We start from the raw sequence: 23,466 nt of genomic DNA, 5'->3' as shown, positions 1-23,466 counted from the left end.
CATGGTGCGGCACGCGCCGCACCACCCGAACGAGGGGCCCGGGTGGACCTACAGAGCGCCTGCCGCCGCGTGCCGCGTGCGCCCCACGTCGTACACGCCCGGCACGTTCCGCATCGCCCGCATGAGGCCCTGGAGATGCGCTGCGTCCGGGAGTTGGAGCGTGTACGTGTGCCGGACACGGCCCTGGTCGGGCGGGTCGACGGTCGCCGAGATGATGGCGACGCCCTCCAGCGCTATGGCCTCGGTCAGGTCGGCCAGCAGATGGGGGCGGCTGAACGACTCGGCGATCAGCGTCACCCGGTACTCGGCGGCCTCCGCGTCCGCCCAGCGCACGCCGACCTCCGCGCGCCCCGCGTCCTTCATGCGCGCCACTCCGGAGCAGGAGACGCGGTGCACAGTGACGACGCCGCCGCGTACGGCGAACCCGGTCACCTCGTCGGGCGGAACGGGCGTGCAGCAGCCCGCGAGGCGCACCGTGGCGCCCGGTTGGTCGACCACGGCGTTCGCCGCGGAGGGCCGCGCCGAGGGGCCGCTGTAAGGCGCGCGAGGCGCCGATGCGGACGTGCTCGGGCCCTCCGGGTGGGTGGCCAGCCAGCGGCGGATGGCGATGCGGGCGGCGGGCGTACGGGCGTGGTCGAGCCAGGCGATCGAGGGCTCGGACGCGGCGCTGCCCTCCACCCCCGCCATGAGCAGCTGGACGGTGTCACCGTCGACGAGGACCGTACTGAGCGTCGCCAGGCGGCCGTTGACCCGCGCGCCGATGCAGGCGTGGGCGTCCTCTCCGTACTGCGCGTACGCGGCGTCGACGCAACTGGCGCCTGCGGGAAGGCCGATGGTGCCGCCGTCGGGCCGGAAGACAGCGATCTCTCGGTCCTGGGCGAGTTCCTCGCGCAGCGTCGACCAGAAGATGTCGGTGTCCGGCGCGGACTGCTGCCAGTCGAGCAGCCGGTTCAGCCAGCCGGGGCGCGTGGGGTCGGAGCGCTCGCCGACGGTGTCCAGGTGCTCTTCTCCGGAGGGCGTGTACGGATTGCCGAGCGCCACGACGCCCGCCTCCGCCACCTTGTGCATCTGGTGCGTACGGATGAGGACTTCGGCGACCTCGCCGTCCGTGCGGGCGACCGCGGTGTGCAGCGACTGGTACAGGTTGAACTTCGGTACGGCGATGAAGTCCTTGAACTCCGAGACCACCGGCGTGAAACACGTGTGCAGCTCACCGAGGACGCCGTAACAGTCCGCGTCCTCGGACACCAGGACGAGAAGGCGCCCGAAGTCGGCTCCGCGCATCTCGCCGCGCTTGCGCCGCACCCGGTGGACCGACACGAAGTGCCGCGGCCTGATGAGGACTTCGGCGCTCAGGCCCGCCTCGCGCAACACCGAGCGCAGCTCGGTCGCGAATCCGGCGAGGGAGTCCTCGGTGTGCTGCGCGTAGGCCGTCATGAGCTCGCGCGTCTGCGCGTACTCCTCGGGACGCAGGATCGCGAACACGAGGTCTTCGAGCTCTGTCTTCAGGGCCTGCACGCCCAGCCGCTCGGCGAGCGGGATCAGGACGTCGCGGGTGACTCTGGCGATCCGCTCCTGCTTCTCCTGGCGCATGACGCCGAGGGTGCGCATGTTGTGCAGGCGGTCGGCGAGCTTGATCGACATGACGCGCACGTCGTTCCCGGTCGCGACCAGCATTTTGCGGAAGGTCTCGGGTTCGGCCGCCGCTCCGTAGTCGACCTTTTCCAGCTTGGTCACACCGTCGACGAGATAGGCGACCTCCTCGCCGAACTCCTCGCGCACCTGGTCAAGCGTGACCTCGGTGTCCTCGACGGTGTCGTGGAGCAGGGAGGCGGTCAGTGTCGTGGTCTCCGCGCCCAGCTCGGCCAGGATCAGCGTCACCGCGAGCGGGTGTGTGATGTACGGCTCGCCGCTCTTGCGCATCTGGCCGCGGTGCGAGGACTCGGCCAGTACGTAGGCGCGGTGCAGCGGCTCAAGAACGGCGTCGGGATAGTGGGCCCGGTGGGCCTCCGCCACGTGGCCGATCGCGTCCGGGAGGCGGCCGCGGGCGGTGGGGCCGAGGAGCGCCGCGCGGCCGAGACGGCGCAGATCGATCCGGGGGCGGCCACGCCGACGGTGCGCTCCGGGCGTGATCGGTCCCGGGTTCGCGGGGTTGGTCGCCTCCGCACTCATGAGCACCTCCGGCTTTGTCGACCGGCGGCGGGCTGGGGGCGGCACCCGTCCGGACCGGTGCTTGATGCTACCGAGCCCATCACGTGGCGCAGTCCCGCTCTCGCCGAGCGTGAAACGGATCACCCATTCGAGCGAAGGTTCACTGGTTTACGGTTTCGACTGCCGCGAACCAGTCGGTGTCGAGCCGACCTTCCGCGACGATCACGGCGGGACCGGTCATCTCGATCTCACCGTCCGCACGCTCGGTGATCGTCAGCCTGCCTCCGGGCAGATCGATCTCGTACGTGACTGGGGACCCGGTCACCGCCGGGTCCAGGCCGTCCCTGCGGGCGGCCGCGACGGCCACGGCGCAGGCGCCGGTGCCGCAGGAGCGGGTCTCGCCGGAGCCCCGCTCGTGCACGCGCATGGCGACGTGCTGCGGGCCGCGGTCGACGACGAACTCGACGTTCACACCCTCCGGGTACGTGTTCGCCGGCGCGAACGGGGGCGGGTCGTACAGGGCGCCCGCGTGCGCGAGGTCGGCCACGAAGGCGACCGCGTGCGGGTTCCCCATGTTCACGTTCGTCGCGGGCCAGGTCCGCTCGTCGACACTGACCGTGACGTCGCCCTCGGGGAGCGTCGCCCTGCCCATGCCGACCGTGATCAGGCCTTCCTTGTCGATGTGGACCGCCTTGACGCCGCCGCGGGTGGCCACGGCGAGGTCGCCCTCGCCGACGTGTCCCGCGTGCTGGAGGTAGCGGGCGAAGACCCGCACTCCGTTGCCGCACATCTCGGCCACCGAGCCGTCGCCATTGCGGTAGTCCATGAACCACTCCGCCTCGTCGGCCATGTGCCGCGCCTCGGGGTGCGCGACGGTGCGCACGACATGGAGCACGCCGTCGCCCCCGATGCCGGCCCGACGGTCGCACAGGGCGGCGACGGCGGTCGGCGAGAGCGCGATGGCGTTCTCCGGGTCCGGGATGATCACGAAGTCGTTCTCGGTCCCGTGGCCCTTGAGGAAAGTGCTCATTTCTCGATCGTACGAGATCGGTGCGACAACCTGGTCGGCGGAGTGCTGCCAGAGGCGCAGGGCGTGGTCAGCGGAGCCGCGCCACGCGCCACACGGCGAGCACCGCGACGGCCGCGACCACGACGACGTACGCGCCCACAACCCGCCAGTCCGGCCATCGGCCCGAGCCGCGAGGCGGCAGTCCCGGCAGCGTGTAGCCCACCCGGCGGGCCGCCATCATGCCCCAGCCCGCGGCGCAGGAGCTGATCAGGAGGCCGAGCATCGCCACGACCGCGCCGCCGTCGCCGAACTCGAAGAACAGCGGGAACGCGAACATCAGGGAGCCGACCGCGGCCAGCATCACGATGGGTGCCAGCTGCCAGATGCGGAGCCTGCGCTGCGGGCGCAGCTCGACCTCGACCTCCTGGCCCTCGTCCTGTGCGGTGAGTTCCTCCGGGGTCGGGCCGTCGGCGATCACGCCGTCGGCGCTCGCCTCAGGACCATCGGTACTGAGCTGCTCTCCGCCTGGTGCGGTGTCACGAGGGCCGGCCTCCATCGCCACGCGCCCTCCCACTCCGGACTCCACTGGTCGATCGATGGTCGATGATGGCACGCCCACAGAGGCCGCGATGACGGGCGGAGCGTCCCGATGCCATCACGTGATCAGGCTGTAACCGGTCGTTCGACCAACGACATTGCGCGAGCCGGGAGTTCCCCGCGTTCCGCCACGGCCCCACTGAGCCAATGCACCCGCGGGTCGCGGCGGAACCACGAGTCCTGGCGGCGCGCGAAGCGCTTGGTGGCGCGGACGGTCTCCGCGCGCGCCTCGTCCAGCGTGCACTCCCCCGCGAGCGCCGCGAGCACCTGCTGATAGCCGAGGGCGCGCGACGCCGTACGCCCCTCGCGCAGCCCCTGTGTTTCCAGCGCGCGCACCTCGTCGACGAGGCCCGCCTCCCACATACGGTCCACGCGCGTGGCGATGCGTTCGTCGAGTTCGGGCCGTGCCACGTCCACGCCGATCTGGACGGTGTCGTAGACGGAGTCGTGTCCCGGCAGGTTGGCGGTGAACGGCTTGCCGGTGATCTCGATGACCTCGAGGGCGCGGACGATGCGCCGTCCGTTGCTGGGCAGGATCGCCGCGGAGGCCTCCGGGTCGGCGGCGGCGAGGCGCGCGTGCAGGGCGCCGGAGCCGCGCAGCCGGAGCTCGTCCTCCAGGCGGGCGCGGACCTCGGGGTCGGTGCCGGGGAACTCCATCTTGTCGACGGCGCCCCTTACGTAGAGCCCTGATCCACCGACGAGGACGGGCCAGCGACCCGCCGCGAGCAGCCGGTCGATCTCCGCGCGGGCGAGGCGCTGGTACTCGGCGACGCTGGCGGCCTCCGTGACGTCCCAGATGTCCAGGAGGTGGTGCGGCACCCCGTCGCGCTCCTCGGGCGTCAGCTTGGCGGTGCCGATATCCATCCCCCGGTACAGCTGCATGGAGTCGGCGTTGACCACCTCGCCGCCGAGTTCCTTGGCGAGGAACACGCCTAGATCTGACTTTCCTGCCGCGGTGGGCCCGACGACGGCGATGACCCGCGGGGCGGGAGCTGCGCTACTCACCGCCCCAGTCTCGCAAACCCGGGCACCTGTTCACGAATGAGCTACGTGACGCCACAGGTTCGGGTTCGTTGCCTGTTGCGAGGTTCCAGCCGCCGGTTTCGAGAGCCGGCGCCCCGGTCGCCGCAATGGGACGCACCGGGTAGGGCGGGATTTCGCCCACACGAGTAACGTATGGAGTTGAAATGGGCGTTTTTGCCAGGTTTCGCCGGAAGGTCAACGCTGCGGACGAGGCGTCAACCGCCGAGGCCCAGGCCGCCACTCTGACGGCCGCTCCGGAGGTGGCGGACGCCGAGGAGCCCACCGAGGCCGCCGCGGCTCCCACCGCGGAGCAGGAGACGACGGAGGCCGCAGCCGACGGCGAGACCACCGAGGCGGCCGTGGCGGAGGGCGTGGAGATCCCGAAGCAGCAGTCCGCGGAGCAGGCCGCGGACAACGAGGCCAGTGAGGGCGCCCGCAAGTAGCCTTACAGGACTCGGTACGAAGGACACGAAGGAAGGGCGCAGCAATGGGCATCTTGGACTCGTTGAAGGCCAAGTTCGGCCCCGCCAAGAACAAGGTCTCGGACCTCGCGCAGCAGCACGGGGACAAGATCGACCAGGGCTTGGACAAGGCCGGCAAGATGGTCGACCAGAAGACCAAGGGCAAGTACAGCGACAAGATCCGGATGGGCACGGACAAGGCGAAGGACGCCGTCGACAGGATGTCCGCGTCGGAGGGCAAGAACGCCAAGGACACCAACGGCGGGAACACTCCGCCGTCGCCCCCTTCCCCCTCATCGTGACCCCGTGCGCGCCTCACAGACGGCGACGGCCGCGAACCCATTGGGCTTCGCGGCCGTCGCCGTCTGTGGTGCGACGCGCTACATCCAGGACGCCACGAAGTAGCCCACTCCGTAGGGCGCGTCCTCATACAGAAGACGGGCCGTGCCGTCCCGCTTGTCCCAGGCGGCGCTGAGGAACTGCCACGGGGCGCGTCCGGAGATCTTCAGTTCGCGGGCGAGGTCGGCGTCGAGGTTCGCGAGCGTGCCGTCGGCATCGAGGTCACGCAGCGCCCCGGCGATCGCGGCGTCCACGCCCTCGGCGCGCTCGTCCAGGTAGCCGGGGGCCTTCAGCGTGCGGCAGGCCGTGCCGTCACCCATGACGAGGAACGCGACACGCTCCGCGCCGGTCGTGCCCCCCGCGAGGCGGAACGCACCACCGGCGTGGGCGGACGCCGAGCCGTCGCCCGGTACCTCGTACCCGCGCACCCCGCCGGTCCACCCCGCGCGCGCGAGCAGCCACGCGCCTACGGAGAGGGACGGCGGGAGCGTCGCCTCCACGGCGTCGGACGGCGTCGCGCCCAGGTGCACATCGAGGTCGACACCGAAGGGGCGGAAGGAGCCGCGGGCACCCGGCTCGTGGATGCCCGTGGCCGGGCCCTCGCCGATGACCCACACCAGGTCGGGCTCCGTCGCGAGCAGCGCCGCGATCGCCTCGTCGCAGGCCGCACGCGCAGCGTCCAGTTCCGGAGCCGCACCTGCGGCGACCTCGGGCACGAGCAGGGGCGGGCACGGGCAGGCGGCAGCGGCGACAAGCATGATCGGCAGCCTACTGCGCGCCCGCCGCACACGGGAAAGGCGGCCGCACCTCACAAGGAGGCGAGACCGGCCAGTACAAGGAGATGAGACCGGTCAGTACAGGAGGTGAGGCCGGTCAGTCGACGGCGCAGCCACCGGTCACCACGGGCAGCGGCTCAGGAACGCCGATCTTCGGGAGGCCCAGCAGCACGCCCTGCTTCTTGTCCTGCTCCTCCTGGTTGCGCTTCTCCCACGCGTCACCCGCGCGCGTGCGGCGCACGTTCAGGACGTCGCCCTCGGCCAACAGGTGGTGCGGGGCGGCGTACGTGATCGCGACGGTCACGACGTCGCCGGGGCGCACCTCGGCCTCTGGCTTGGTGAAGTGCACGAGGCGGTTGTCGGGGGCGCGGCCGGAGAGGCGGTGGGTGGCGCCGTTCTTGCGGCCCTCGCCCTCGGCGACCATGAGATCCACGGTGCGGCCGACCTGCTTCTTGTTCTCTTCCCAGGAGATCTCCTCCTGGAGGGCGACGAGGCGCTCGTAGCGCGCCTGGACGACCTCCTTGGGGATCTGCCCCTCCATGGTCGCGGCCGGGGTTCCGGGGCGCTTGGAGTACTGGAAGGTGAAGGCGTTGGCGAAGCGGGCCTCGCGCACGGCGTGCATCGTCTGCTCGAAGTCCTCCTCGGTCTCGCCGGGGAAGCCCACGATGATGTCGGTGGAGATCGCCGCGTCCGGCATGGCGGCGCGGACCTTGTCGATGATGCCGAGGAAGCGCTCCTGGCGGTACGAGCGGCGCATCGCCTTGAGGATCGCGTCCGAACCGGACTGCATCGGCATGTGCAGCTGCGGCATCACGTTCGGGGTCTCGGCCATGGCAGCGATCACGTCGTCCGTGAAGTCGCGCGGGTGCGGCGACGTGAAGCGCACGCGCTCCAGGCCGTCGATGCCACCACAGGCGCGCAGCAGCTTGCTGAAGGCCTCACGGTCGCCGATGTCGCTCCCGTAAGCGTTGACGTTCTGGCCGAGCAGCGTGATCTCGGAGACGCCTTCGCCGACCAGTGCCTCGATCTCCGCGAGGATGTCGCCGGTCCTGCGGTCCTTCTCCTTGCCGCGCAGTGCCGGGACGATGCAGAAGGTGCAGGTGTTGTTGCAGCCGACCGAGATGGACACCCAGGCCGCGTACGCGCTCTCGCGGCGGGTGGGCAGCGTGGAGGGGAACGCCTCAAGCGACTCGGCGATCTCGACCTGGGCGTCCTCCTGGACGCGGGCGCGCTCCAGGAGGACGGGCAGCTTGCCGATGTTGTGCGTACCGAAGACGACGTCCACCCAGGGCGCCTTCTTCACGATGGTGTCGCGGTCCTTCTGAGCGAGGCAGCCGCCCACGGCGATCTGCATCCCGGGACGCTGCGTCTTCATGGGGGCGAGGCGGCCGAGGTTGCCGTAGAGCTTGTTGTCAGCGTTCTCCCGCACCGCGCACGTGTTGAAGACCACGACGTCGGCGTCGCCGTCGGAGCCCTCGGGGGCGCGCACATAACCCGCGCCCTCCAGGAGACCCGACAAGCGCTCGGAGTCATGGACGTTCATCTGGCACCCGTAGGTGCGTACTTCGTATGTCTTCGTGGGATCGGGTGAACGGTCGTCCACGGCCGGACGCGGGTCGCTGCTGCTCATGACAACAAGGGTATGGGGTTTCCGGAGTGGTTCTGTGGCGCCGTCCTCGCCCTCCCGGCACCGTGGCAGCGACGTCACCGAACGTGACCACAAGGGGACGTTCCGAACCTGGCCACCGCGCGGCCCCAGCTGGCAGGATCACGCCATGCCGCAGCCGCCCCTCCGCGTGACCCGTCGCAGTGCCCTCATGGGTTCAGTGGCCGGACTCGTGGTGTTCGGCCTGCTGTTGTGGTGGCTGCTGCCGCTCGGCGAGCAGCAGCCCCGGGGCCAGGTGACTTTCAGTACCGGCGCGCGCACGGGCGTCTACGAGAGGTACGGCAAGCTCCTCAAGCGTGCCGTGGACCGCGACCTGCCCGACCTTGGGGTCACTCTCACCGGCAGCCAGGGCTCCTGGGAGAACGTGGAGCGTGTGGCCACCGGAAAGGCGGACTTCACCATCGCCGCGGCGGACGCGGTCGCCAAGTACCAGTCCGAGGACCAGGCCGGCGCGGGGCAGCTGCGCGGCTGCGCCCGCCTCTACGACGACTACATGCAGCTCGTCGTGGAGCGGTCCTCGTCCGTGCGGAAAGTCGCCGACCTGCGCGGCATGAAGGTGGCGGTGGGCGGTCGGAGTTCAGGAGTTCGGCTGATCGCCGAGCGGATCCTGAAGGCGGCGGGGCTCGACGTCCGCAAGGACGTCACCGAGGTGGGCATCGGCATAGACGCCATGCCGCGCGCCCTGGAGTCCGGCGAGATCGACGCGTTCTTCTGGTCCGGGGGCCTGCCCACCAACCACGTACGGGACCTGTCCGAGGACGCCCCGATCCGGCTCGTCGAACTCGGCTCGCTGGTCGACAAGTTGCACGCCATGGGCGGCTACTCGCGCTACTACCGGGCCGCCGTGATGCCCGCCGACGCCTACCCAGCGGCCCAACAGGGCGAGCCCGTCAACACGTTGGCGGTGGCGAACCTGCTGGTGACGACCGACCGCGTGGACCCGGAGCTGACCGAGGCGGTCACCCGTACCGTCATCGACAGCCGCGACCACATCGGGGCGAAGGTGCACGCGGCCCAGCTCGTCGACCTCAGAACGGCTGTCTACACGAACCCGCTCACCCTCCACGAGGGCGCGCGCCGCTACTACCGCTCGGTCAAGCCCTGAGCGGCCGCCTCCCGGCCTGAACCGCCCTCCCCGCGGCTCGCCCCGCCACTCGCCTCCGCGACCCCCTGGACCGGCACCGGCGCCGTCCTGGGCACCCGCAGCGTCACCTCCAGGCCGTGCGGTTCCCGCAGCGCGTACCCCAGGGAACCGCCACCCGCCGTCAGCAGTGCCCGCGAGATGGACAGGCCGAGGCCCGAGCCCTTGATGTTCTGGTGCTGCCCGCTGCGCCAGAACCGGTCGCCGACCCGGGCGAGTTCCTCTTCGCTCAGGCCCGGCCCGCCGTCCGCGACCTCGATCACCGTCGCGTCGCCGGTGGCTCTCGCGGTGACGGTCACCTGCTCGCCCTCGGGCGTGAACTTCAGGGCGTTGTCGACCACGGCGTCCAGGGCGCTGGACAGCGCGACCGGATCGGCCCAGCCCGTCACCGCCGGGCAGTTGGCCACGAGTCGTACGCCCTTCTCGTCCGCGAGCGGGCGCCAGGCCTCCACCCGCTCGGCGGCCAGCTCGCCGATGTCGGTGAGCTGAAGGTCCGCGGCGGCGTGCTCCGCCAGGGCCAGGTCGAGCAGGTCGTCGAGGACCCGGCCGAGGCGCTTGCCCTCGGCCTTCACCGACCCGATCTCCTCGTTCCCCTCCGGTAGTTCGAGTGCCAGTACGTCGATGCGCAGCATCAGGGCGGCGAGCGGATTGCGCAGCTGGTGCGAGGCGTCGGCGACGAAGGCGCGCTGCTGCTCGAGCACGTCCTCGACGTTGTCCGCCATCTCGTTGAACGACCGGGCCAGGCGCCGGAGTTCCGGTGGGCCGCCGGCCGCCGCGACCCGGGACTTCAGGCGCCCTGTGGCGATGTCGTGGGTCGTCGCGTCCAGGACCCGTACGGGCCGGAGCACCCAGCCGGTCAGCCGCAGCGCGGCGCCCACGGCGAGCAGCATCGCGGCCACCTCACCGGCGCCGATGACCAGCCAGCCGCGCAGTGTCTTGCTGCGCATCGCTCCGGTCGGCGACTCGGTGACCACGACCGCGACGACGTCACCGTCGCGGATGACGGGCGACGCGACCACGAGCCGGCCCCGCTGCCACGGCCACACCTGCGGCGGATCGTGGCTGCCGCGCGAGTACAGCGCCTCGTCGAACGATGCGCGCAGCACACCGCCGGAGCCCGGCGGCGGCACCCGGAAGTCGTCGGGCGCGCGTCCCATGGGCTCCTCGTCCCGGTAGAAGACGCCCGCCTTGATCCCGTACACCTCGTGGTAGCGGGCGAGTTCGGTGCGCAGCGTCTGCTGCCGCTCGTCGCTCACCAGTCTCTCGCCCTCGCCCGCCTTGTCCGGGCGCGTGGTCACGAACTGCGCGAGGGAGGCGAACCGCGCGGTGTCATCGATGCGGTCGACGACCACCTTCTGCTGCTGGGCGGAGGCCACGCTCACGGCCAGCGGAAAGCCGAGTGCGAGCAGCACGCCCGCCATGAGGACGATGAGCAGGGGAAGCAGGCGGGCGCGCACGCCAGGACTCTACGGCTTCTGTTACGCGGCCGGGGCGACGAGCCGGTAACCGACTCCCCGCACGGTCTCGATGAGCGTAGGCATGCGCAACTTGGAGCGCAGCGAGGCGACGTGCACCTCCAGGGTGCGCCCCGTGCCCTCCCAACTGGTCCGCCACACCTCGCTGATGATCTGCTCCCTACGGAAGACGACGCCCGGGCGCTGCGCCAGGAGTGCCAGCAAGTCGAACTCCTTACGGGTGAGTTGAACCACCTCTCCCGCGATCGCGACCTTACGGGTGGGCAGATCGATGCTGACGTCCCCGAACCGCACCTCGTGGTCGACAGGGGCGGTGTGTTCCTCCTGCGCCGTGCGGCGGCTCACCGCATGGATGCGGGCGAGCAGCTCCCCTATGTCGTACGGCTTCACTACGTAGTCGTCCGCGCCGAGATTGAGTCCATGGATGCGTGAGCGCACGTCCGCCCGCGCGGTCACCATGATCACGGGCGTCGTGGTGCGCTTGCGGATCCTGCCGCACACCTCGTAGCCGTCCAGGTCGGGCAGGCCCAGATCGAGCAGTACGACGTCGAAGGCGTCCGCATCGGGCACCAGGGCCTGCAGGGCCTCCTCGCCGCTGCGCGCGTGCTGCACGGCGAAGCCGTGCCGGGACAGGACCGCCGAAAGGGCACCAGCCACGTGGTCGTCGTCCTCGACGAGAAGCAGTCTCATTGCGCCCCCTCACCTCTCCCGCGCGGTTCATCAAGGCATCCACTCCGAAAAGTGAGGACGACGTCAAGAGCCTTCCGGTTACGGCCGTGTTCCGTTATGCAGCCGGTATGAGCGCCCAGCGCCCCCTTCACGCATAGTGTCCGGTTGCGGCCGGATCGTTATGCTCAATTTCCCCTCAGATGTAATGACGCTGGTCGTACGGGGTTACTACTGTCCTCCCAACCGAGGAGGACGGAGCAAGACCCCGATGACCGAAGTTTCGGTGACCAAGGACGCCACGCCCCCTGCGGGCGAAGCGCTGGTCGCACTGAGCCGAGTCAACAAGCACTTCGGCGCGTTGCACGTGCTCCAGGACATCGACCTGACCGTCGCGCGGGGTGAGGTCGTCGTCGTCATCGGCCCGTCGGGCTCCGGCAAGTCGACGTTGTGCCGCACGATCAACCGCCTGGAGACCGTCGATTCCGGCGACATCACGATCGACGGCAAGCCGCTGCCCCAGGAGGGCAAGGAGCTGGCACGCCTGCGCGCTGACGTGGGGATGGTTTTCCAGTCCTTCAACCTCTTCGCGCACAAGACGGTGCTGGAGAACGTGACGCTGGGGCAGGTCAAGGTCCGCAAGGCGGACAAGAAGGCGGCCGAGGACAAGGCGCGTGCGCTCCTCGACCGGGTCGGTGTCGCCGCGCAGGCCGACAAGTACCCCGCGCAGCTCTCAGGCGGTCAGCAGCAACGTGTCGCCATCGCACGGGCGCTGGCGATGGACCCGAAGGTGATGCTCTTCGACGAGCCGACGTCGGCACTCGACCCGGAGATGATCAACGAGGTCCTGGAAGTGATGCAGCAGCTCGCTCGGGACGGCATGACGATGGTGGTGGTCACGCACGAGATGGGCTTCGCCCGTTCCGCGGCCAACCGCGTCGTCTTCATGTCGGAAGGACGGATCGTCGAAGAGGCCGTCCCCGACCAGTTCTTCAGCAATCCGCGCAGCGACCGGGCCAAGGACTTCCTGTCGAAGATCCTGCACCACTAGAGGCGCGCCCCGCGCGGGGCCGCAACTGGCGCCCCACGCGCGCGTGTTGTCTTTTCCCTACCGCCGAATCTGCCGACACGAAGGATGTTCACCATGAAGCTCCGTAAGTCCGCCGCAGCGGCCGCCGCCGTCGCCGCGCTCGCGCTGACCGCCACCGCCTGTGGCGGCGAGTCCGGCAACGCCGGCGACAAGCCCGCCGGGGCCTCGGGTGGCAAGAACCAGCCGAAGCTGCCCACGTACGCGGTGAAGAGCGATGTGAAGGTCGACTCCGCGACCCTGAAGAAGGCCCAGAAGGCCGGCAAGATCGTCATCGGTTCCAAGGACGACCAGCCGTACCTGGGCTTCCAGGACTCCAGCAACAAGCGCTCCGGTTTCGACATCGAGATCGCCAAGATGGTCGCGGCCGACCTCGGCTTCAAGGCCGACCAGATCACGTTCAAGACGATCGACTCCGGTGTCCGCGAGACCACCATCTCCAAGGGCGATGTCGACCTCTACGTAGGCACGTACACGATCAACGACGAGCGCAAGAAGCAGGTCGGCTTCGCGGGCCCGTACCTGATGGCCGGCGCCGACCTCCTGGTCCGCAAGGACGAGAAGGGCATCACTGGCCCGACGTCCCTGAAGGGCAAAAAGGTCTGCTCCATCAAGGGCTCGACTCCTCTGCAGGAGATCAAGAAGCCCAAGTACGGTGCGGAGACCGTCGAGTTGGCGAAGTACTCGGAGTGCGTGCAGCAGCTGCTCAACAACGAGGTCGACGCCGTCACCACCGACGACGCGATCCTGAAGGGCTACGCCGCGCAGAACCCGAAGAAGCTGACGGTCGTCGGCAAGCCCTTCACCAAGGAGCCCTACGGCGTCGGCATGGGCAAGGACGACAAGGCCCTGCGCGACGCGGTCGCCGACTCCCTGGAGGCGCACCAGAAGAACGGCGACTACAAGAAGGCCTACGACGCGACGCTGGGCCTCTCGGGCTCCGCGTACGTCGAGCCGCCGGCCCTGGAGCGCTACTGAGCGCTGCTGAGCGTTCAGCGCTCCTGAGCGTCCAGCCGCCTGTCTCTCGCAGGCAGTGAGTTGACTGCGTCCCTGTACGCCACGCCGGCGTACAGGGCGCGGCTCCCCCTGCCCGACCGCTGCCGCCCCACGAGGAACTCCCCGTGAATGTACTGCTCGACCACCTTTCGGAATTCCGCGAGGGATTCCTCGGCACCATAGGCCTGACCCTGGCCAGTGGCCTCCTCGCGATGCTGCTCGGCACGATCCTCGCCGGTTTCCGGGTCTCGCCCGTACCGCCCCTGCGGTACTTCGGAACCGCCTGGGTCACGCTGTTCCGCAACACCCCGCTGACGCTGCTGTTCCTCGTCATCTGGTTCGCGGTGCCCCAGGTCCTCGACTTCGGCTTCAGCCCGTGGATCAAGGCCCTGATCGTGCTGAGCTGCTACACCTCGTCGTTCGTCTGCGAGGCGGTGCGCTCCGGCATCAGCACCGTGCCGCTCGGACAGGCCGAGGCGGCGCGTTCGATCGGCATGTCGTTCTTCCAGACGCTCGGCCTGGTCATCCTGCCGCAGGCGGTGCGCACCGTGCTGCCGCCGCTGAGTTCCATCTTCATCGCGCTGACCAAGAACTCGGCCATCGCGGGCGCCTTCAGCGTCACCGAACTGTTCGGCTGGCAGAAGCTGTTGAGCGACCAGGGGTACCCGATCGCCTGGGTCTTCCTGTGGGTGGCGCTCGGCTACCTGGTCATCACCTTCGCCATCAGCATCTTGTTCCGGGTGCTCGAGCGGACCATGGAGGTCGCCCGATGAGTGCCAGCGTTCTCTATGACGCCCCGGGCCCCAAGGCCCGCACGCGCAACCGGATCTACACCGTCGTCGGTACGCTCGCGGTCGTCGGCCTCATCGTCTTCGTGGTCGCGCAGCTCGCGTCCAAGGACCAGTTCGCCGCCGCCAAGTGGGACATCTTCAACTACGCCAATGTCCGGGCGGCGATCCGTGACGGCATCCTGACCACCCTGAAGGTCTTCGCCGCCGCCGGCGCGCTCTCGCTGGTGCTCGGCGTCGTCCTGGCGGTGGCCCGCTACTCGGAGCACCGGCCGATCCGCTGGTTCGCCACGGGCTTCATCGAGCTGTTCCGCGCGATCCCGCTGCTGATCACCATTTACGCCCTGTGGGTTCTTTTCCTCACCTACAAGAGCGACCTGGGAGTCGTCGGCGAGAACAACGCCTTCTGGGCGCTGGTGATCGGCCTGACGGTCTACAACAGCTCGGTTCAGGCGGAGGTGCTTCGGGCCGGCTTCCAGGCCGTGCCGCGCGGCCAGGTCGAGGCGGCGTACGCACTGGGTCTGCGCAAGTACCAAGTGATGACCATGCTGCTGCTGCCGCAGGCGATCCGCTCGATGCTGCCGACGATTATCAGCCAGCTGGTGGTCACCCTCAAGGACACCTCGCTCGGCTACATCATCACGTACGCGGAGCTCCTGTACGCGGCCCGCAAGCTGGCCAACAACACGCTGGTCGAAGGCGAATACCCGTACGTTCCGGTACTCGTCGTGACCGGCACGATCTACGTCCTGATGTGTCTGGCCCTGTCCGGGCTCGCCAACTGGATCGAGCGTCGCGGCCGCCGCGCCAAGACCGGCATCAAGGTGGCCGCGGCCGCCGAACCCGTCGCCGAGGGCGGTCTGATGGACGCCGCGGACCTGCCTGGCGGGGCCGGCCACGGCGCGGCCGCCTCCGAGGCCGCCGCCGAGCGCCCGGAGACCGATGACCGATCCGAAGGACCCGGTTCGCCAAGGAGTTGACCCGCCCCCGGGCGCGGGGCTTGAGCTGGACGGCGGCAGTGGCGTGATCGCCACTGCCGCCGTCACTTGACGCAAGCACCGGCAATGGGTTGCATACGCTCTGTGAACGCGCACCCCGCTCCAACTGCCCGACCTTGTACGTCCAGTACGCCGCCCGTGCCTTGGCACGGGACACTCCCCGGCGGGCCACTCGGGGCGGGAGGGGCCGCGCCGTGGACCCGGTGATCGTCGTCGGAGCGGGTCCCGTCGGGCTCGCTCTGTCCCTCGCTCTCGCACGGCACGGCGTACCCTCCGTGATCCTCGACGAGGGCCCCGGCAAGGACGAACAGCGGCCCGCACGCACGGTGGTGCTGCGCGAGGACACCGCGGCGCTGGCCGAGCGGCTCGCGGGTACGTCGTTCGAGGGGATCGCCGCCCGCTGGACGGGCTGGCGCTCCATGCGCCGCAAGCAAGTGATGGGTGTGCTCACCTTCGGTGAGCAGAACGCCGACGGTGAGCCGGGAGCATCTGATGGACCGGGGGCACCCGGTGGGCCGGTGTCGCCCGGCGAGACACTACCCGCGCCGCTGCACATCGCCCAGCACGACCTGACCGACGCCCTGCGCAGGGCCGTCGACGCCGAGCGGCTCATCAAGGTAGCCGTCGACAGCCGCCTCGACTCGCTCGAGGAGGAGAAGACGGGCCTGACCGCACACACGCGTGGCCCCAAGGGCACGTGGTGGCGCGGCAGTTACCTCGTGGGCTGCGACGGGCCGCGCTCCACGGTGCGCAAGCTCCTGGACATCCGCTTCCCCGGCCGCACGGCCGTCGAACGGCACGCGGTCGCCGCGCTGCGCGCGGAACTTCCGTGGCCCGGTGAAGCGTTGCTCCATCGGAACCCTCCGTGGCGGGCCTCGGGCCGCCCGGGCTCGGAGGTCGTCGGCCGCCCCCTCGCCGACGGCGTCTGGCGCCTGGACTGGTTGCTGCCGCCCCGCAGCGATCTGGTCACCCCGGATGTCCTCGTGACCCGCATCCGGGAGACCCTCGCGGGCTGGTGCGGAGGCTCCACCCCGCCGTACGAACTGCTCGACACCGGAGTCCATACGGTCCACCACCGGCTCGCCCGCCGCTGGCGCGTGGGCCGCGTCTTCCTCGCGGGGGACGCGGCGCACCTGCTGGGCGCGCTCGGCACACAAGGCCTGGACGAGGGGCTGCGTGACGCCGACAACCTCGCCTGGAAGCTGGCCCTCGCCTGGCACGACGGGGCGCACTCCGCCGGCGACGCGCTGCTCGACAGCTATCAGGCCGAGCGCCGTGCCGTGGTGGCCGGGCGGCTGCGCGCCGCGGACCAGGCGCTGCCGATACTGCGCGGTGGCGGCGGGCTGCGGGCCTACGTCCCCGGTGCCGCGCGCGGGCACGACGCGCTGCTCACGGACGGTCACTTGGGGCACGGGCCGCTCGGCGCGCCGGGGGCGTACTCCGACTCGCCGCTCGCACCTCCGCGCTCCGAGTCGCAGGTGGAGGTGGGCACGACGCCGGGCGCGCCGATCGCCGATGTCGATGTGACCGCGCCCGACGGCTCGTTCGTACGCCTGAGGGACCGGCTCGGCCGCGGGCCACTGCTCGTCGTCCTCGTCGCCCCCGGGACCGGGGTGTGGGAGCGCAAGCACTGGATGTCCGCGGGGCTGATGCCGCGGCTCGCGGCGGCCGTCGCGGCCCTCCCCCACGAGGCCGAGCTGCTTGTCGCGGAGCGTTACCCACAGGCCGCGGCGCACACGGTGCTGCTGATCCGGCCCGACGGCCATCTGGTCACGGCGCTGAGTGGCGTACGCCCGGCGGAGCTCTACGAGGCGGCGCGCACGGCCCTCGGCAGGCCCGCGGAGGAGAAGGGTCCGGTGAAGAGCGGCGCCGCCCGCTGAACCGCTCGCTGACCTGTCGGTGAGTTGACCGTCTCCTGCCCCCATGGTGTACTCCGGAGCGTGACGGTCGACACCGATGTACGCCTGTGGCGGAGGGTCCATATGGACCTCATCCGCTACGCGGGCTGCGTGTGTCACCCCTCCTGCTGAATTCGCATCCCTTCCTTTCACGTGCCCGCCGTCCGGCGTTTCGGCGGCGCGTGCTGCTCGCGAACTCCCAGGACGGTACTGGTGTCCAGTTTCACGCAATCCGCTCTCGCGCAATCCGCTGCGCATTCCCGTACGGCTGCTTCCCGTACGCCGTCGGCCGCGCCCACGCAGGCCGAACTCCTCGCATTCGTCCGCCGCGTCGCTCAGGACCGCGATCTGATCGCCTCGCTGCCGCTCGATCCGGAGGGCCGCACATGGGTGCGGCTCGAAGGCCCCGACGGCAGTGAGGCCTGGCTCATCGGCTGGCCGCCGGGCACCGGCACGGGCTGGCACGATCACGCCGAGTCCGTCGGCGCCTTCCTGACCGCGGGCGGCGCACTCACGGAGAACTCGCTCGCCGCCCGCCTTCCCACCGACGGGTGGAAGACCCTGGAACTCTCCGAAGACGTCGACAGGGAACGGCAGTTGGGAGCCGGCGAGGGACGCGCCTTCGGCCGCCATCACGTGCACGAGGTCCTGAACGAGTCCCCCACCGAGCACGCCGTCTCGGTCCACGCCTACTACCCGCCGCTCCCCCGGATCCGGCGGTACAGCCGCACCGGCCCGGTGCTGCGCCTGGAATCGGTGGAACAACCGGAGGACTGGCAGTGAGCGCTTCATCGCCGGTGGGTATCGACGAACTTCTGGAACGGGTGCGGTCCGGTCTCGATCGGGTCGAGGCGAGGGGCGCGTTCGACGCGGCGTCCCGTGGCGAGGCGCTGCTGGTCGACATCCGGTACGCGGCGCTGCGGGAGCGCGACGGCCTGATCCCCGGGGCTCTTGTGGTCGAGCGCAACGAACTGGAGTGGCGCCTCGACCCCCGTGGCAGCCACCGCGCTCCGGAGGCCACTGGTCACGATCTGCGCGTCGTGGTCGTCTGCAACGAGGGTTACGCGTCGAGCCTCGCCGCCGTCTCCCTGCACCAACTGGGCCTGCACCGCGCGACGGACCTGGTGGGCGGCTTCCAGGCGTGGCGAGCGGCGGGACTGCCGGTCACGGAGGCGTAGGGGCAGATCGTGGTGGTCCGGGGGCGCGGGAGCGCTGCGCTCCCGGCTCCCGGTTCAGTCGTTACTCCCCGAACCCCAAGTCCTCGGTTTCCTCCCCCTCTTCCTCCAATGCCTGCCGCACCACGCGCAGCGCCATGCCTTCCGGATACCCCTTGCGGGCGAGCATCCCCGCGAGGCGGCGCAGTCTCTTGTCGCGGTCAAGGCCTCGCGTGGAACGGAGCTTGCGCGCAACGAGTTCGCGCGCGGTCTCCTCCTCCCGCTCGGAGTCGAGCTGCCCGACCGCCTCGTCGATCACCGTCGAGTCCACGCCCTTGGTCCGCAGCTCACGGGCGAGCGCCCGGCGGGCAAGTCCCCGGCCGTGGTGCCGCGACTCCACCCACGCGTCCGCGAAGGCGCTGTCATTGATCAGCCCCACCTCTTCGAACCGGGTGAGCACTTCGTCCGCCACGTCATCGGGGATCTCGCGCTTGTGCAGCGCGTCGGCCAGCTGCTTGCGCGTGCGCGGAGTCCCGGTGAGCAGGCGCAGACAGATGTTCCGCGCCCGCTCAGCCGGGTCTCCTGACGGCGCCCCCCGCTCGGCCCTCGACGAGTCAGGGGGGCCGTCGTCCTTTGCGGCGCCGGAAGGATCCCCGAATCCGCCCCGGCGCCGACGCCCACGCGGCCCGGCCCCGGCTCCGCCCCGCTTGCGTCCACCACGGTGCGGCTCGTCCACCGCGCCGCTCCCCGCTTCGACGTCATCCCCGGCCTCGCCGTACGCCGTGTCGTCGTACGCCTCGCCGCCCCCGCTCCCCCGGCCTTCGGGAACGGCGAAGCGTACGTCGTCATCGGCCCAGTCGGTTCGTCGTGTCACGGCGGACTAGCTCTTGGCCGCCGCGGCCTTGGACTTGGCCGCCTTGGGCGCGGGCACCGTCTTGGCCGCGTCCTCGGCAGGGGTGGCCTCCGCCGCGTCCGCGCCCGGCTCGCTGCCCGGCTCCTCCGGACGGACGCCGACGCCCAGCTTGTCCTTGATCTTCTTCTCGATCTCGTTGGCCAGGTCGGGGTTGTCCTTCAGGAAGTTGCGCGAGTTCTCCTTGCCCTGGCCGAGCTGATCGCCCTCGTACGTGTACCAGGCGCCGGCCTTGCGGACGAAGCCGTGATCCACGCCCATGTCGATCAGGCCGCCCTCGCGGGAGATGCCCTGCCCGTACAGGATGTCGAACTCGGCCTGCTTGAAGGGCGGCGCGACCTTGTTCTTGACGACCTTGACGCGGGTGCGGTTGCCGACCGCGTCCGTGCCGTCCTTCAGGGTCTCGATACGGCGGATGTCGATACGCACCGAGGCGTAGAACTTCAGCGCGCGACCACCGGTCGTGGTCTCGGGCGAGCCGAACATGACGCCGATCTTCTCGCGCAGCTGGTTGATGAAGATCGCGGTGGTCTTGGACTGGTTGAGCGCGCTGGTGATCTTCCGGAGCGCCTGGCTCATCAGGCGGGCCTGCAGGCCCACGTGCGAGTCGCCCATCTCGCCCTCGATCTCCGCACGCGGCACGAGCGCGGCGACGGAGTCGATGACGATCAGGTCGAGGGCGCCGGAACGGACCAGCATGTCGACGATCTCGAGAGCCTGCTCACCGTTGTCCGGCTGGGACAGGAGCAGGTTGTCGATGTCTACGCCGAGCTTCTTCGCGTATTCGGGGTCGAGCGCGTGCTCGGCGTCCACGAAGGCCACCTGGCCGCCGGCCTTCTGCGCGTTGGCCACGGCGTGCAGGGTCAGGGTCGTCTTACCGGAGGACTCCGGCCCGTACACCTCCACCACACGGCCACGCGGAATTCCGCCGACGCCGAGCGCGACGTCGAGCGCGGTCGACCCGGTGGGGATGACCTCGATGGGCTCATTCGGCCGCTCGCCCATGCGCATCACTGCGCCCTTACCAAATTGCCGTTCAATCTGCGCGAGCGCGGCGTCGAGCGCCTTCTCGCGGTCGGTTCCTGCCATGGGTTCCACCCGGTGTGCTTGAGTCGATCGCTTCACGCCAAAGACGCTAACGCCTGCCACTGACAATCGGCCTCGACGCCTGTCTCGCCTGTGGATAACTCGAGGCTCCTCGCCCGGCCACCTTCCCCGAATCCCTTGGAAACACTGGGAAAAGTAGCTCTGGACACTCCATAAGAATGGATGTTCGATTTCGGTGTCAAGCGCACCACGCGGGCCGGCGCGCCTCGACTACCGTGGCTCCGCATGACCCACACCTCGATCGAGATCACCGCAGAGCTGGTCCAGGAACTGCTCCACGAGCAGCACCCTGACCTGGCCGACCGCCCCGTGAGACTCGGTGCCCGCGGGTGGGACAACCAGCTGTGGCGGCTCGGCGAGGACCTTGCCGTCCGGCTGCCCTGGGCCACCGGATCCGCGGACGCGCTGCTGCGCAAGGAGCACGCCTGGCTCCCCGCCCTCGCCCCGAGTCTGCCCCTGCCCGTTCCCGTCCCCCAGCGCCTCGGTGAGCCCTCCGAGCGGTTTCCTCGCCCCTGGATCGTCACCACCTGGGTACCGGGGTCGCCCGCCGACCGGGCCCCCGCCACCGCACCCGAGTCGGCCGACACCCTGGCCGCCTTCCTGTCGGCTCTTCACCAGCCGGCCCCCGAGGGGGCGCCGACCGGCCGCGACCGTGGGGGCCCGCTGGCCGACCATGCCGAGGGGATCACCCAGCAGCTCTCCGAGGCCACCGAGCACGGCCTGATCCCCGACCCGGACGCCGTCCTCGCGGTCTGGGAGGACGCCGCCGGTGCGCCGGAGTGGTCGGGCCCGCCGCTGTGGCTCCACGCCGACCTGCATCCGGCCAACCTCCTCACCACGGACGGCACGTTCTGCGGCGTGATCGACTTCGGTGACCTCTGTGTGGGCGATCCGGCCTGGGATCTCGCCGCCGCCTGGTTGCTGCTGCCGGAAGGCGCCATCGAGCGCTTCCACAGCGCATACCGGCCGGCCCCCGATGCCGCCACCCTGCGCCGCGCCCGCGGCTGGGCCGTCATGAAGGCCCTGGTCTGCATCCTCATCGGGCACGCCGGCGACGAGGACCGCCCCGGCGGCAAACCCTCCTGGGGACCGCCCGGGCACGCCTCACTGCGCCGCCTCGTCGCCTCGGCCGCGCGCTGACCCGCGCGTACTCCCCGCGTCGTACGGCGAGTGTCTTCAGCCGGGCGACGACCACAAGGGCCGATGCAATGAGCCTTGTCCCCATGGCCACCCACGCGAACCGACTTCCGACCCGTCGCCCCGCCGAGCGCCTTTGCTACGCGACCGGCGCGGCCCTGGTCGCGTCCGGCCTCGTGCACCTCGTCGTCTTCGGAGCCGACGGCGGCCCCTGGAACGGGCCGGTCTCCTGGCGCAAGCCCATCACCTTCGGGCTCTCCTTCGGCCTGACACTCATGGCCATCACCTGGGTGACCTCGTACCTCAAGGTCGGCGCCCGGCTGCGCGGCGCCCTGCTCGTGGTGTTCGCCGCGGACTGCGTCCTGGAGGTCGCCGGAATCACCCTTCAGGCGTGGCGCAAGGTGCCGTCGCACCTCGACATGGAGACCGCATTCGACAGTGTCGTCTCCATGTCCCTCGCGGCGGGCGGCGGCATCCTGGTGGCACTCCTGACGTCCTTCGCCGTCGTGTCCTTCAGGAACCGGCCGGGCGGCCCTACAGGCATGCCCCTCGCCGTGCGCACCGGGTTCGCCGTCCTCCTGGTGGCCCTCGCGTCCGGCGCGGCAATGATCGCGCGCGGTGTCGTCCTGACACGGACCGGGCACCAGGAGGCGGCCTACCACTCGACGGCCGCCCTCAAGCCGCTGCACGGTGTCAGCCTGCACGCGGTGCTGGTGCTTCCGGCCCTGGCCTGGCTCATGTCCCGCACGACCTGGAACGGCCACCTCAAGCTGCGCGTCATGTACGTGGCGGTCGGCTGCTACGCGGCCGCTGTTCTCGCGTCCGCGCTCTGGGCGGTCGTCACGTACTGAGGCGAGCTACCGGTCCCCGGGATCCGGCTCCTTCACGACGCGCCGCATCCGCACCCAGAGAGACGCCCCGCGTCTGCGGTGCCCGTGCACGCGCGGGTCGTCCGTGACGTCGTAACGCTTCACGTACGCCCCCAGGAACGCCTGCAGCGTCGCGACGGCCGGGATCGAGATCAGGGCACCAACGGCCCCCAGGAGCGCGGTGCCCGCGATGACCGAGCCGAAGGCGACCGCCGGGTGGATGTCCACCGTCTTCGCCGTCAGCTTCGGCTGCAGCACGTAGTTCTCGAACTGCTGGTACACGACTACGAAGATGAGCACCCACAGCGCGTACCAGGGATCCACGGTGAAGGCGATCAGCATCGGCAGGGCGCCCGCCAGGTACGTGCCGATGGTCGGGATGAACTGCGAGACGAGTCCCACCCACACGGCGAGCACGGGCGCGTACGGGACGCCGAGCGCCGCGAGCAGGACGTAGTGCGCGGCCCCTGAGATCAGCGCCATGAGGCCACGCGAGTAGAGATACCCACCGGTCTTGTCGACGGCGATCTCCCAGGCGCGCAGCACCTCGGCCTGCTTGGCGGGCGGCAGGACCGAGCACAGTGCACGCCGCAGGCGCGGGCCGTCGGCCGCGAAGTAGAAGGAGAACAGCAGAACCGTCAGAAGCTGGAACAGCCCGCCGAGCACCTGCGTGGAGACATCCAGGACGCCGGTGGCACTGTTCTGGACGTACTTCTGGAGCCAGTCCGAGTGCAGCAGGCTGTCCTGTACCTCGACCCTGTTGAGATCCGTGTGGAACGTGTCGTTGACCCACCTGATGAGCTGGTCGAGGTACATCGGGAAGTCGTCGAACATGTCCACGATCTGGCCCGCGAGCATCGACCCCATGAGCACGACGAAGCCCGCGCTCACTATCACCACGGCCAGAAACACCAGGAAGGTGGCAAAGCCCCGGCGCAGCCCGCGCGCCGCCATCCTGCTGACCGCGGGCTCCACGGCGAGCGCCAGGAAGAACGCGATCAACACGTTGGTCAGCAGCCCGATCAGCTGGTGGAAGGCCCAATAACCCAGCTGGTAGCAGGCGATGAGGGCCAGGGCGAGCACCATGGCACGCGGCAGCCAGCGCGGCATCCCCGCTCGCGGGGTCGGCGCAGAGCCCAGCGGCCGCTCTGGCGGCGTGGTGCCGGGCGGCGCGGCGTCGTCCGCCACCTGGAAGGTTTCGTCTGTCGGTGCCACGCT

General features: G+C 70.2%; 24 protein-coding genes. 13 read left to right on the top strand and 11 right to left on the bottom strand.

Annotated features, from left to right (window positions below; all coding sequences use genetic code 11):
• Nucleotides 1-48 precede the first annotated feature (48 nt).
• The 4 genes from ACFYWS_RS13495 to miaA form a co-directional block, all read right to left on the bottom strand.
• Nucleotides 49-2,172 (bottom strand): RelA/SpoT family protein, encoded by a 2,124-nt coding sequence (locus ACFYWS_RS13495; protein ID WP_389274288.1) that lies wholly within the window; start codon nucleotides 2,170-2,172, stop codon nucleotides 49-51.
• Nucleotides 2,173-2,311: 139 nt separating this feature from the next.
• On the bottom strand, nucleotides 2,312-3,181 hold the full coding sequence (gene dapF / locus ACFYWS_RS13490) for a diaminopimelate epimerase (protein WP_389274285.1): 870 nt from the start codon (nucleotides 3,179-3,181) through the stop codon (nucleotides 2,312-2,314).
• Nucleotides 3,182-3,248: 67 nt separating this feature from the next.
• Nucleotides 3,249-3,716 (bottom strand): hypothetical protein, encoded by a 468-nt coding sequence (locus ACFYWS_RS13485; RefSeq protein WP_389275644.1) that lies wholly within the window; start codon nucleotides 3,714-3,716, stop codon nucleotides 3,249-3,251.
• 107 nt (nucleotides 3,717-3,823) lie between these two features.
• Nucleotides 3,824-4,762 (bottom strand): tRNA (adenosine(37)-N6)-dimethylallyltransferase MiaA, encoded by a 939-nt coding sequence (gene miaA, locus ACFYWS_RS13480; protein WP_389274282.1) that lies wholly within the window; start codon nucleotides 4,760-4,762, stop codon nucleotides 3,824-3,826.
• Between the two features lie 182 nt (nucleotides 4,763-4,944).
• On the opposite strand from miaA, the gene ACFYWS_RS13475 reads away from it, so the two are divergent.
• Nucleotides 4,945-5,223 (top strand): hypothetical protein, encoded by a 279-nt coding sequence (locus tag ACFYWS_RS13475; protein ID WP_389274280.1) that lies wholly within the window; start codon nucleotides 4,945-4,947, stop codon nucleotides 5,221-5,223.
• 44 nt (nucleotides 5,224-5,267) lie between these two features.
• Nucleotides 5,268-5,543 (top strand): antitoxin, encoded by a 276-nt coding sequence (locus ACFYWS_RS13470; RefSeq protein WP_389274276.1) that lies wholly within the window; start codon nucleotides 5,268-5,270, stop codon nucleotides 5,541-5,543.
• 78 nt (nucleotides 5,544-5,621) lie between these two features.
• Here the strand turns inward: ACFYWS_RS13470 and ACFYWS_RS13465 are convergent, their stop codons facing one another.
• Nucleotides 5,622-6,338 (bottom strand): class III extradiol dioxygenase subunit B-like domain-containing protein, encoded by a 717-nt coding sequence (locus ACFYWS_RS13465; RefSeq protein WP_389274273.1) that lies wholly within the window; start codon nucleotides 6,336-6,338, stop codon nucleotides 5,622-5,624.
• Nucleotides 6,339-6,453: 115 nt separating this feature from the next.
• Entirely contained in the window at nucleotides 6,454-7,986 is a 1,533-nt protein-coding gene (gene miaB, locus ACFYWS_RS13460; RefSeq protein ID WP_389274270.1) for a tRNA (N6-isopentenyl adenosine(37)-C2)-methylthiotransferase MiaB, read from the bottom strand.
• 145 nt (nucleotides 7,987-8,131) lie between these two features.
• On the opposite strand from miaB, the gene ACFYWS_RS13455 reads away from it, so the two are divergent.
• Complete coding sequence (locus ACFYWS_RS13455) at nucleotides 8,132-9,127, top strand: TAXI family TRAP transporter solute-binding subunit (RefSeq protein WP_389274267.1); 996 nt, start codon at nucleotides 8,132-8,134, stop codon at nucleotides 9,125-9,127.
• On the opposite strand, the gene ACFYWS_RS13450 is transcribed toward ACFYWS_RS13455, so the two are convergent.
• Nucleotides 9,106-10,620, bottom strand: a complete 1,515-nt coding sequence (locus ACFYWS_RS13450; RefSeq protein WP_389274264.1) for a sensor histidine kinase — start codon at nucleotides 10,618-10,620, stop codon at nucleotides 9,106-9,108. The two genes, ACFYWS_RS13455 and ACFYWS_RS13450, sit on opposite strands and share 22 nt — an antisense overlap.
• Before the next feature lie 21 nt (nucleotides 10,621-10,641).
• Nucleotides 10,642-11,328: a response regulator transcription factor gene (locus ACFYWS_RS13445; protein ID WP_389274261.1), complete on the bottom strand. Its 687-nt coding sequence runs from the start codon at nucleotides 11,326-11,328 to the stop codon at nucleotides 10,642-10,644.
• A 247-nt stretch (nucleotides 11,329-11,575) separates the two neighbouring features.
• On the opposite strand from ACFYWS_RS13445, the gene ACFYWS_RS13440 reads away from it, so the two are divergent.
• The 8 genes from ACFYWS_RS13440 to ACFYWS_RS13405 all read left to right on the top strand — a co-directional run bounded on the left by ACFYWS_RS13440 (nucleotide 11,576) and on the right by ACFYWS_RS13405 (nucleotide 18,249).
• Nucleotides 11,576-12,355 (top strand): amino acid ABC transporter ATP-binding protein, encoded by a 780-nt coding sequence (locus tag ACFYWS_RS13440; RefSeq protein ID WP_389274258.1) that lies wholly within the window; start codon nucleotides 11,576-11,578, stop codon nucleotides 12,353-12,355.
• Between the two features lie 93 nt (nucleotides 12,356-12,448).
• On the top strand, nucleotides 12,449-13,369 hold the full coding sequence (locus ACFYWS_RS13435; protein WP_389274255.1) for a glutamate ABC transporter substrate-binding protein: 921 nt from the start codon (nucleotides 12,449-12,451) through the stop codon (nucleotides 13,367-13,369).
• A 143-nt stretch (nucleotides 13,370-13,512) separates the two neighbouring features.
• On the top strand, nucleotides 13,513-14,160 hold the full coding sequence (locus ACFYWS_RS13430) for an amino acid ABC transporter permease (protein ID WP_389274252.1): 648 nt from the start codon (nucleotides 13,513-13,515) through the stop codon (nucleotides 14,158-14,160).
• Nucleotides 14,157-15,155, top strand: coding sequence for an amino acid ABC transporter permease (locus tag ACFYWS_RS13425; RefSeq protein WP_389274249.1), 999 nt, complete (start codon nucleotides 14,157-14,159; stop codon nucleotides 15,153-15,155). The genes ACFYWS_RS13430 and ACFYWS_RS13425 overlap by 4 nt, the downstream gene beginning before the upstream one ends.
• Nucleotides 15,156-15,367: 212 nt before the next feature.
• The gene (locus ACFYWS_RS13420) at nucleotides 15,368-17,053 is read left to right on the top strand and encodes an FAD-dependent monooxygenase (RefSeq protein WP_389274246.1); all 1,686 of its coding nucleotides are present in this window, start codon (nucleotides 15,368-15,370) and stop codon (nucleotides 17,051-17,053) included.
• Between the two features lie 60 nt (nucleotides 17,054-17,113).
• Nucleotides 17,114-17,203 (top strand): putative leader peptide, encoded by a 90-nt coding sequence (locus tag ACFYWS_RS13415; protein ID WP_323187227.1) that lies wholly within the window; start codon nucleotides 17,114-17,116, stop codon nucleotides 17,201-17,203.
• 81 nt (nucleotides 17,204-17,284) lie between these two features.
• Nucleotides 17,285-17,854 (top strand): cysteine dioxygenase, encoded by a 570-nt coding sequence (locus ACFYWS_RS13410; protein WP_389274242.1) that lies wholly within the window; start codon nucleotides 17,285-17,287, stop codon nucleotides 17,852-17,854.
• Nucleotides 17,851-18,249, top strand: coding sequence for a rhodanese-like domain-containing protein (locus tag ACFYWS_RS13405; RefSeq protein WP_389274239.1), 399 nt, complete (start codon nucleotides 17,851-17,853; stop codon nucleotides 18,247-18,249). The genes ACFYWS_RS13410 and ACFYWS_RS13405 overlap by 4 nt, the downstream gene beginning before the upstream one ends.
• A gap of 61 nt (nucleotides 18,250-18,310) precedes the next feature.
• Here ACFYWS_RS13405 and recX read toward each other — a convergent pair whose 3' ends face one another.
• Nucleotides 18,311-19,099, bottom strand: a complete 789-nt coding sequence (recX, locus tag ACFYWS_RS13400; protein ID WP_389274236.1) for a recombination regulator RecX — start codon at nucleotides 19,097-19,099, stop codon at nucleotides 18,311-18,313.
• A 6-nt stretch (nucleotides 19,100-19,105) separates the two neighbouring features.
• Nucleotides 19,106-20,224 (bottom strand): recombinase RecA, encoded by a 1,119-nt coding sequence (gene recA / locus ACFYWS_RS13395; RefSeq protein WP_389274233.1) that lies wholly within the window; start codon nucleotides 20,222-20,224, stop codon nucleotides 19,106-19,108.
• A gap of 243 nt (nucleotides 20,225-20,467) precedes the next feature.
• On the opposite strand from recA, the gene ACFYWS_RS13390 reads away from it, so the two are divergent.
• Nucleotides 20,468-21,382, top strand: a complete 915-nt coding sequence (locus ACFYWS_RS13390) for an aminoglycoside phosphotransferase family protein (protein ID WP_389274230.1) — start codon at nucleotides 20,468-20,470, stop codon at nucleotides 21,380-21,382.
• Between the two features lie 83 nt (nucleotides 21,383-21,465).
• On the top strand, nucleotides 21,466-22,230 hold the full coding sequence (locus ACFYWS_RS13385; RefSeq protein ID WP_389274227.1) for a hypothetical protein: 765 nt from the start codon (nucleotides 21,466-21,468) through the stop codon (nucleotides 22,228-22,230).
• A 6-nt stretch (nucleotides 22,231-22,236) separates the two neighbouring features.
• Here ACFYWS_RS13385 and ACFYWS_RS13380 read toward each other — a convergent pair whose 3' ends face one another.
• Nucleotides 22,237-23,463 (bottom strand): AI-2E family transporter, encoded by a 1,227-nt coding sequence (locus ACFYWS_RS13380; RefSeq protein ID WP_389274224.1) that lies wholly within the window; start codon nucleotides 23,461-23,463, stop codon nucleotides 22,237-22,239.
• Nucleotides 23,464-23,466: the final 3 nt, after the last annotated feature.

The organism is Streptomyces sp. NPDC002795 (assembly GCF_042888725.1).
Lineage (GTDB): Bacteria > Actinomycetota > Actinomycetes > Streptomycetales > Streptomycetaceae > Streptomyces.
This window is presented reverse-complemented; position numbering and strand designations above follow the sequence as displayed.

Excerpts from the sequence above, each read along its gene's own strand:
- ACFYWS_RS13495 (WP_389274288.1), bottom strand. The coding sequence starts at position 2,172 with ATGAGTGCGGAGGCGACCAACCCCGCGAACCCGGGACCGATCACGCCC.
- dapF (WP_389274285.1), bottom strand. The coding sequence starts at position 3,181 with ATGAGCACTTTCCTCAAGGGCCACGGGACCGAGAACGACTTCGTGATC.
- ACFYWS_RS13485 (WP_389275644.1), bottom strand. The coding sequence starts at position 3,716 with ATGGAGGCCGGCCCTCGTGACACCGCACCAGGCGGAGAGCAGCTCAGT.
- ACFYWS_RS13475 (WP_389274280.1), top strand. The coding sequence starts at position 4,945 with ATGGGCGTTTTTGCCAGGTTTCGCCGGAAGGTCAACGCTGCGGACGAG.
- ACFYWS_RS13470 (WP_389274276.1), top strand. The coding sequence starts at position 5,268 with ATGGGCATCTTGGACTCGTTGAAGGCCAAGTTCGGCCCCGCCAAGAAC.
- ACFYWS_RS13465 (WP_389274273.1), bottom strand. The coding sequence starts at position 6,338 with ATGCTTGTCGCCGCTGCCGCCTGCCCGTGCCCGCCCCTGCTCGTGCCC.
- miaB (WP_389274270.1), bottom strand. The coding sequence starts at position 7,986 with ATGAGCAGCAGCGACCCGCGTCCGGCCGTGGACGACCGTTCACCCGAT.
- ACFYWS_RS13455 (WP_389274267.1), top strand. The coding sequence starts at position 8,132 with ATGCCGCAGCCGCCCCTCCGCGTGACCCGTCGCAGTGCCCTCATGGGT.
- ACFYWS_RS13445 (WP_389274261.1), bottom strand. The coding sequence starts at position 11,328 with ATGAGACTGCTTCTCGTCGAGGACGACGACCACGTGGCTGGTGCCCTT.
- ACFYWS_RS13440 (WP_389274258.1), top strand. The coding sequence starts at position 11,576 with ATGACCGAAGTTTCGGTGACCAAGGACGCCACGCCCCCTGCGGGCGAA.
- ACFYWS_RS13435 (WP_389274255.1), top strand. The coding sequence starts at position 12,449 with ATGAAGCTCCGTAAGTCCGCCGCAGCGGCCGCCGCCGTCGCCGCGCTC.
- ACFYWS_RS13425 (WP_389274249.1), top strand. The coding sequence starts at position 14,157 with ATGAGTGCCAGCGTTCTCTATGACGCCCCGGGCCCCAAGGCCCGCACG.
- recA (WP_389274233.1), bottom strand. The coding sequence starts at position 20,224 with ATGGCAGGAACCGACCGCGAGAAGGCGCTCGACGCCGCGCTCGCGCAG.
- ACFYWS_RS13390 (WP_389274230.1), top strand. The coding sequence starts at position 20,468 with ATGACCCACACCTCGATCGAGATCACCGCAGAGCTGGTCCAGGAACTG.
- ACFYWS_RS13385 (WP_389274227.1), top strand. The coding sequence starts at position 21,466 with ATGGCCACCCACGCGAACCGACTTCCGACCCGTCGCCCCGCCGAGCGC.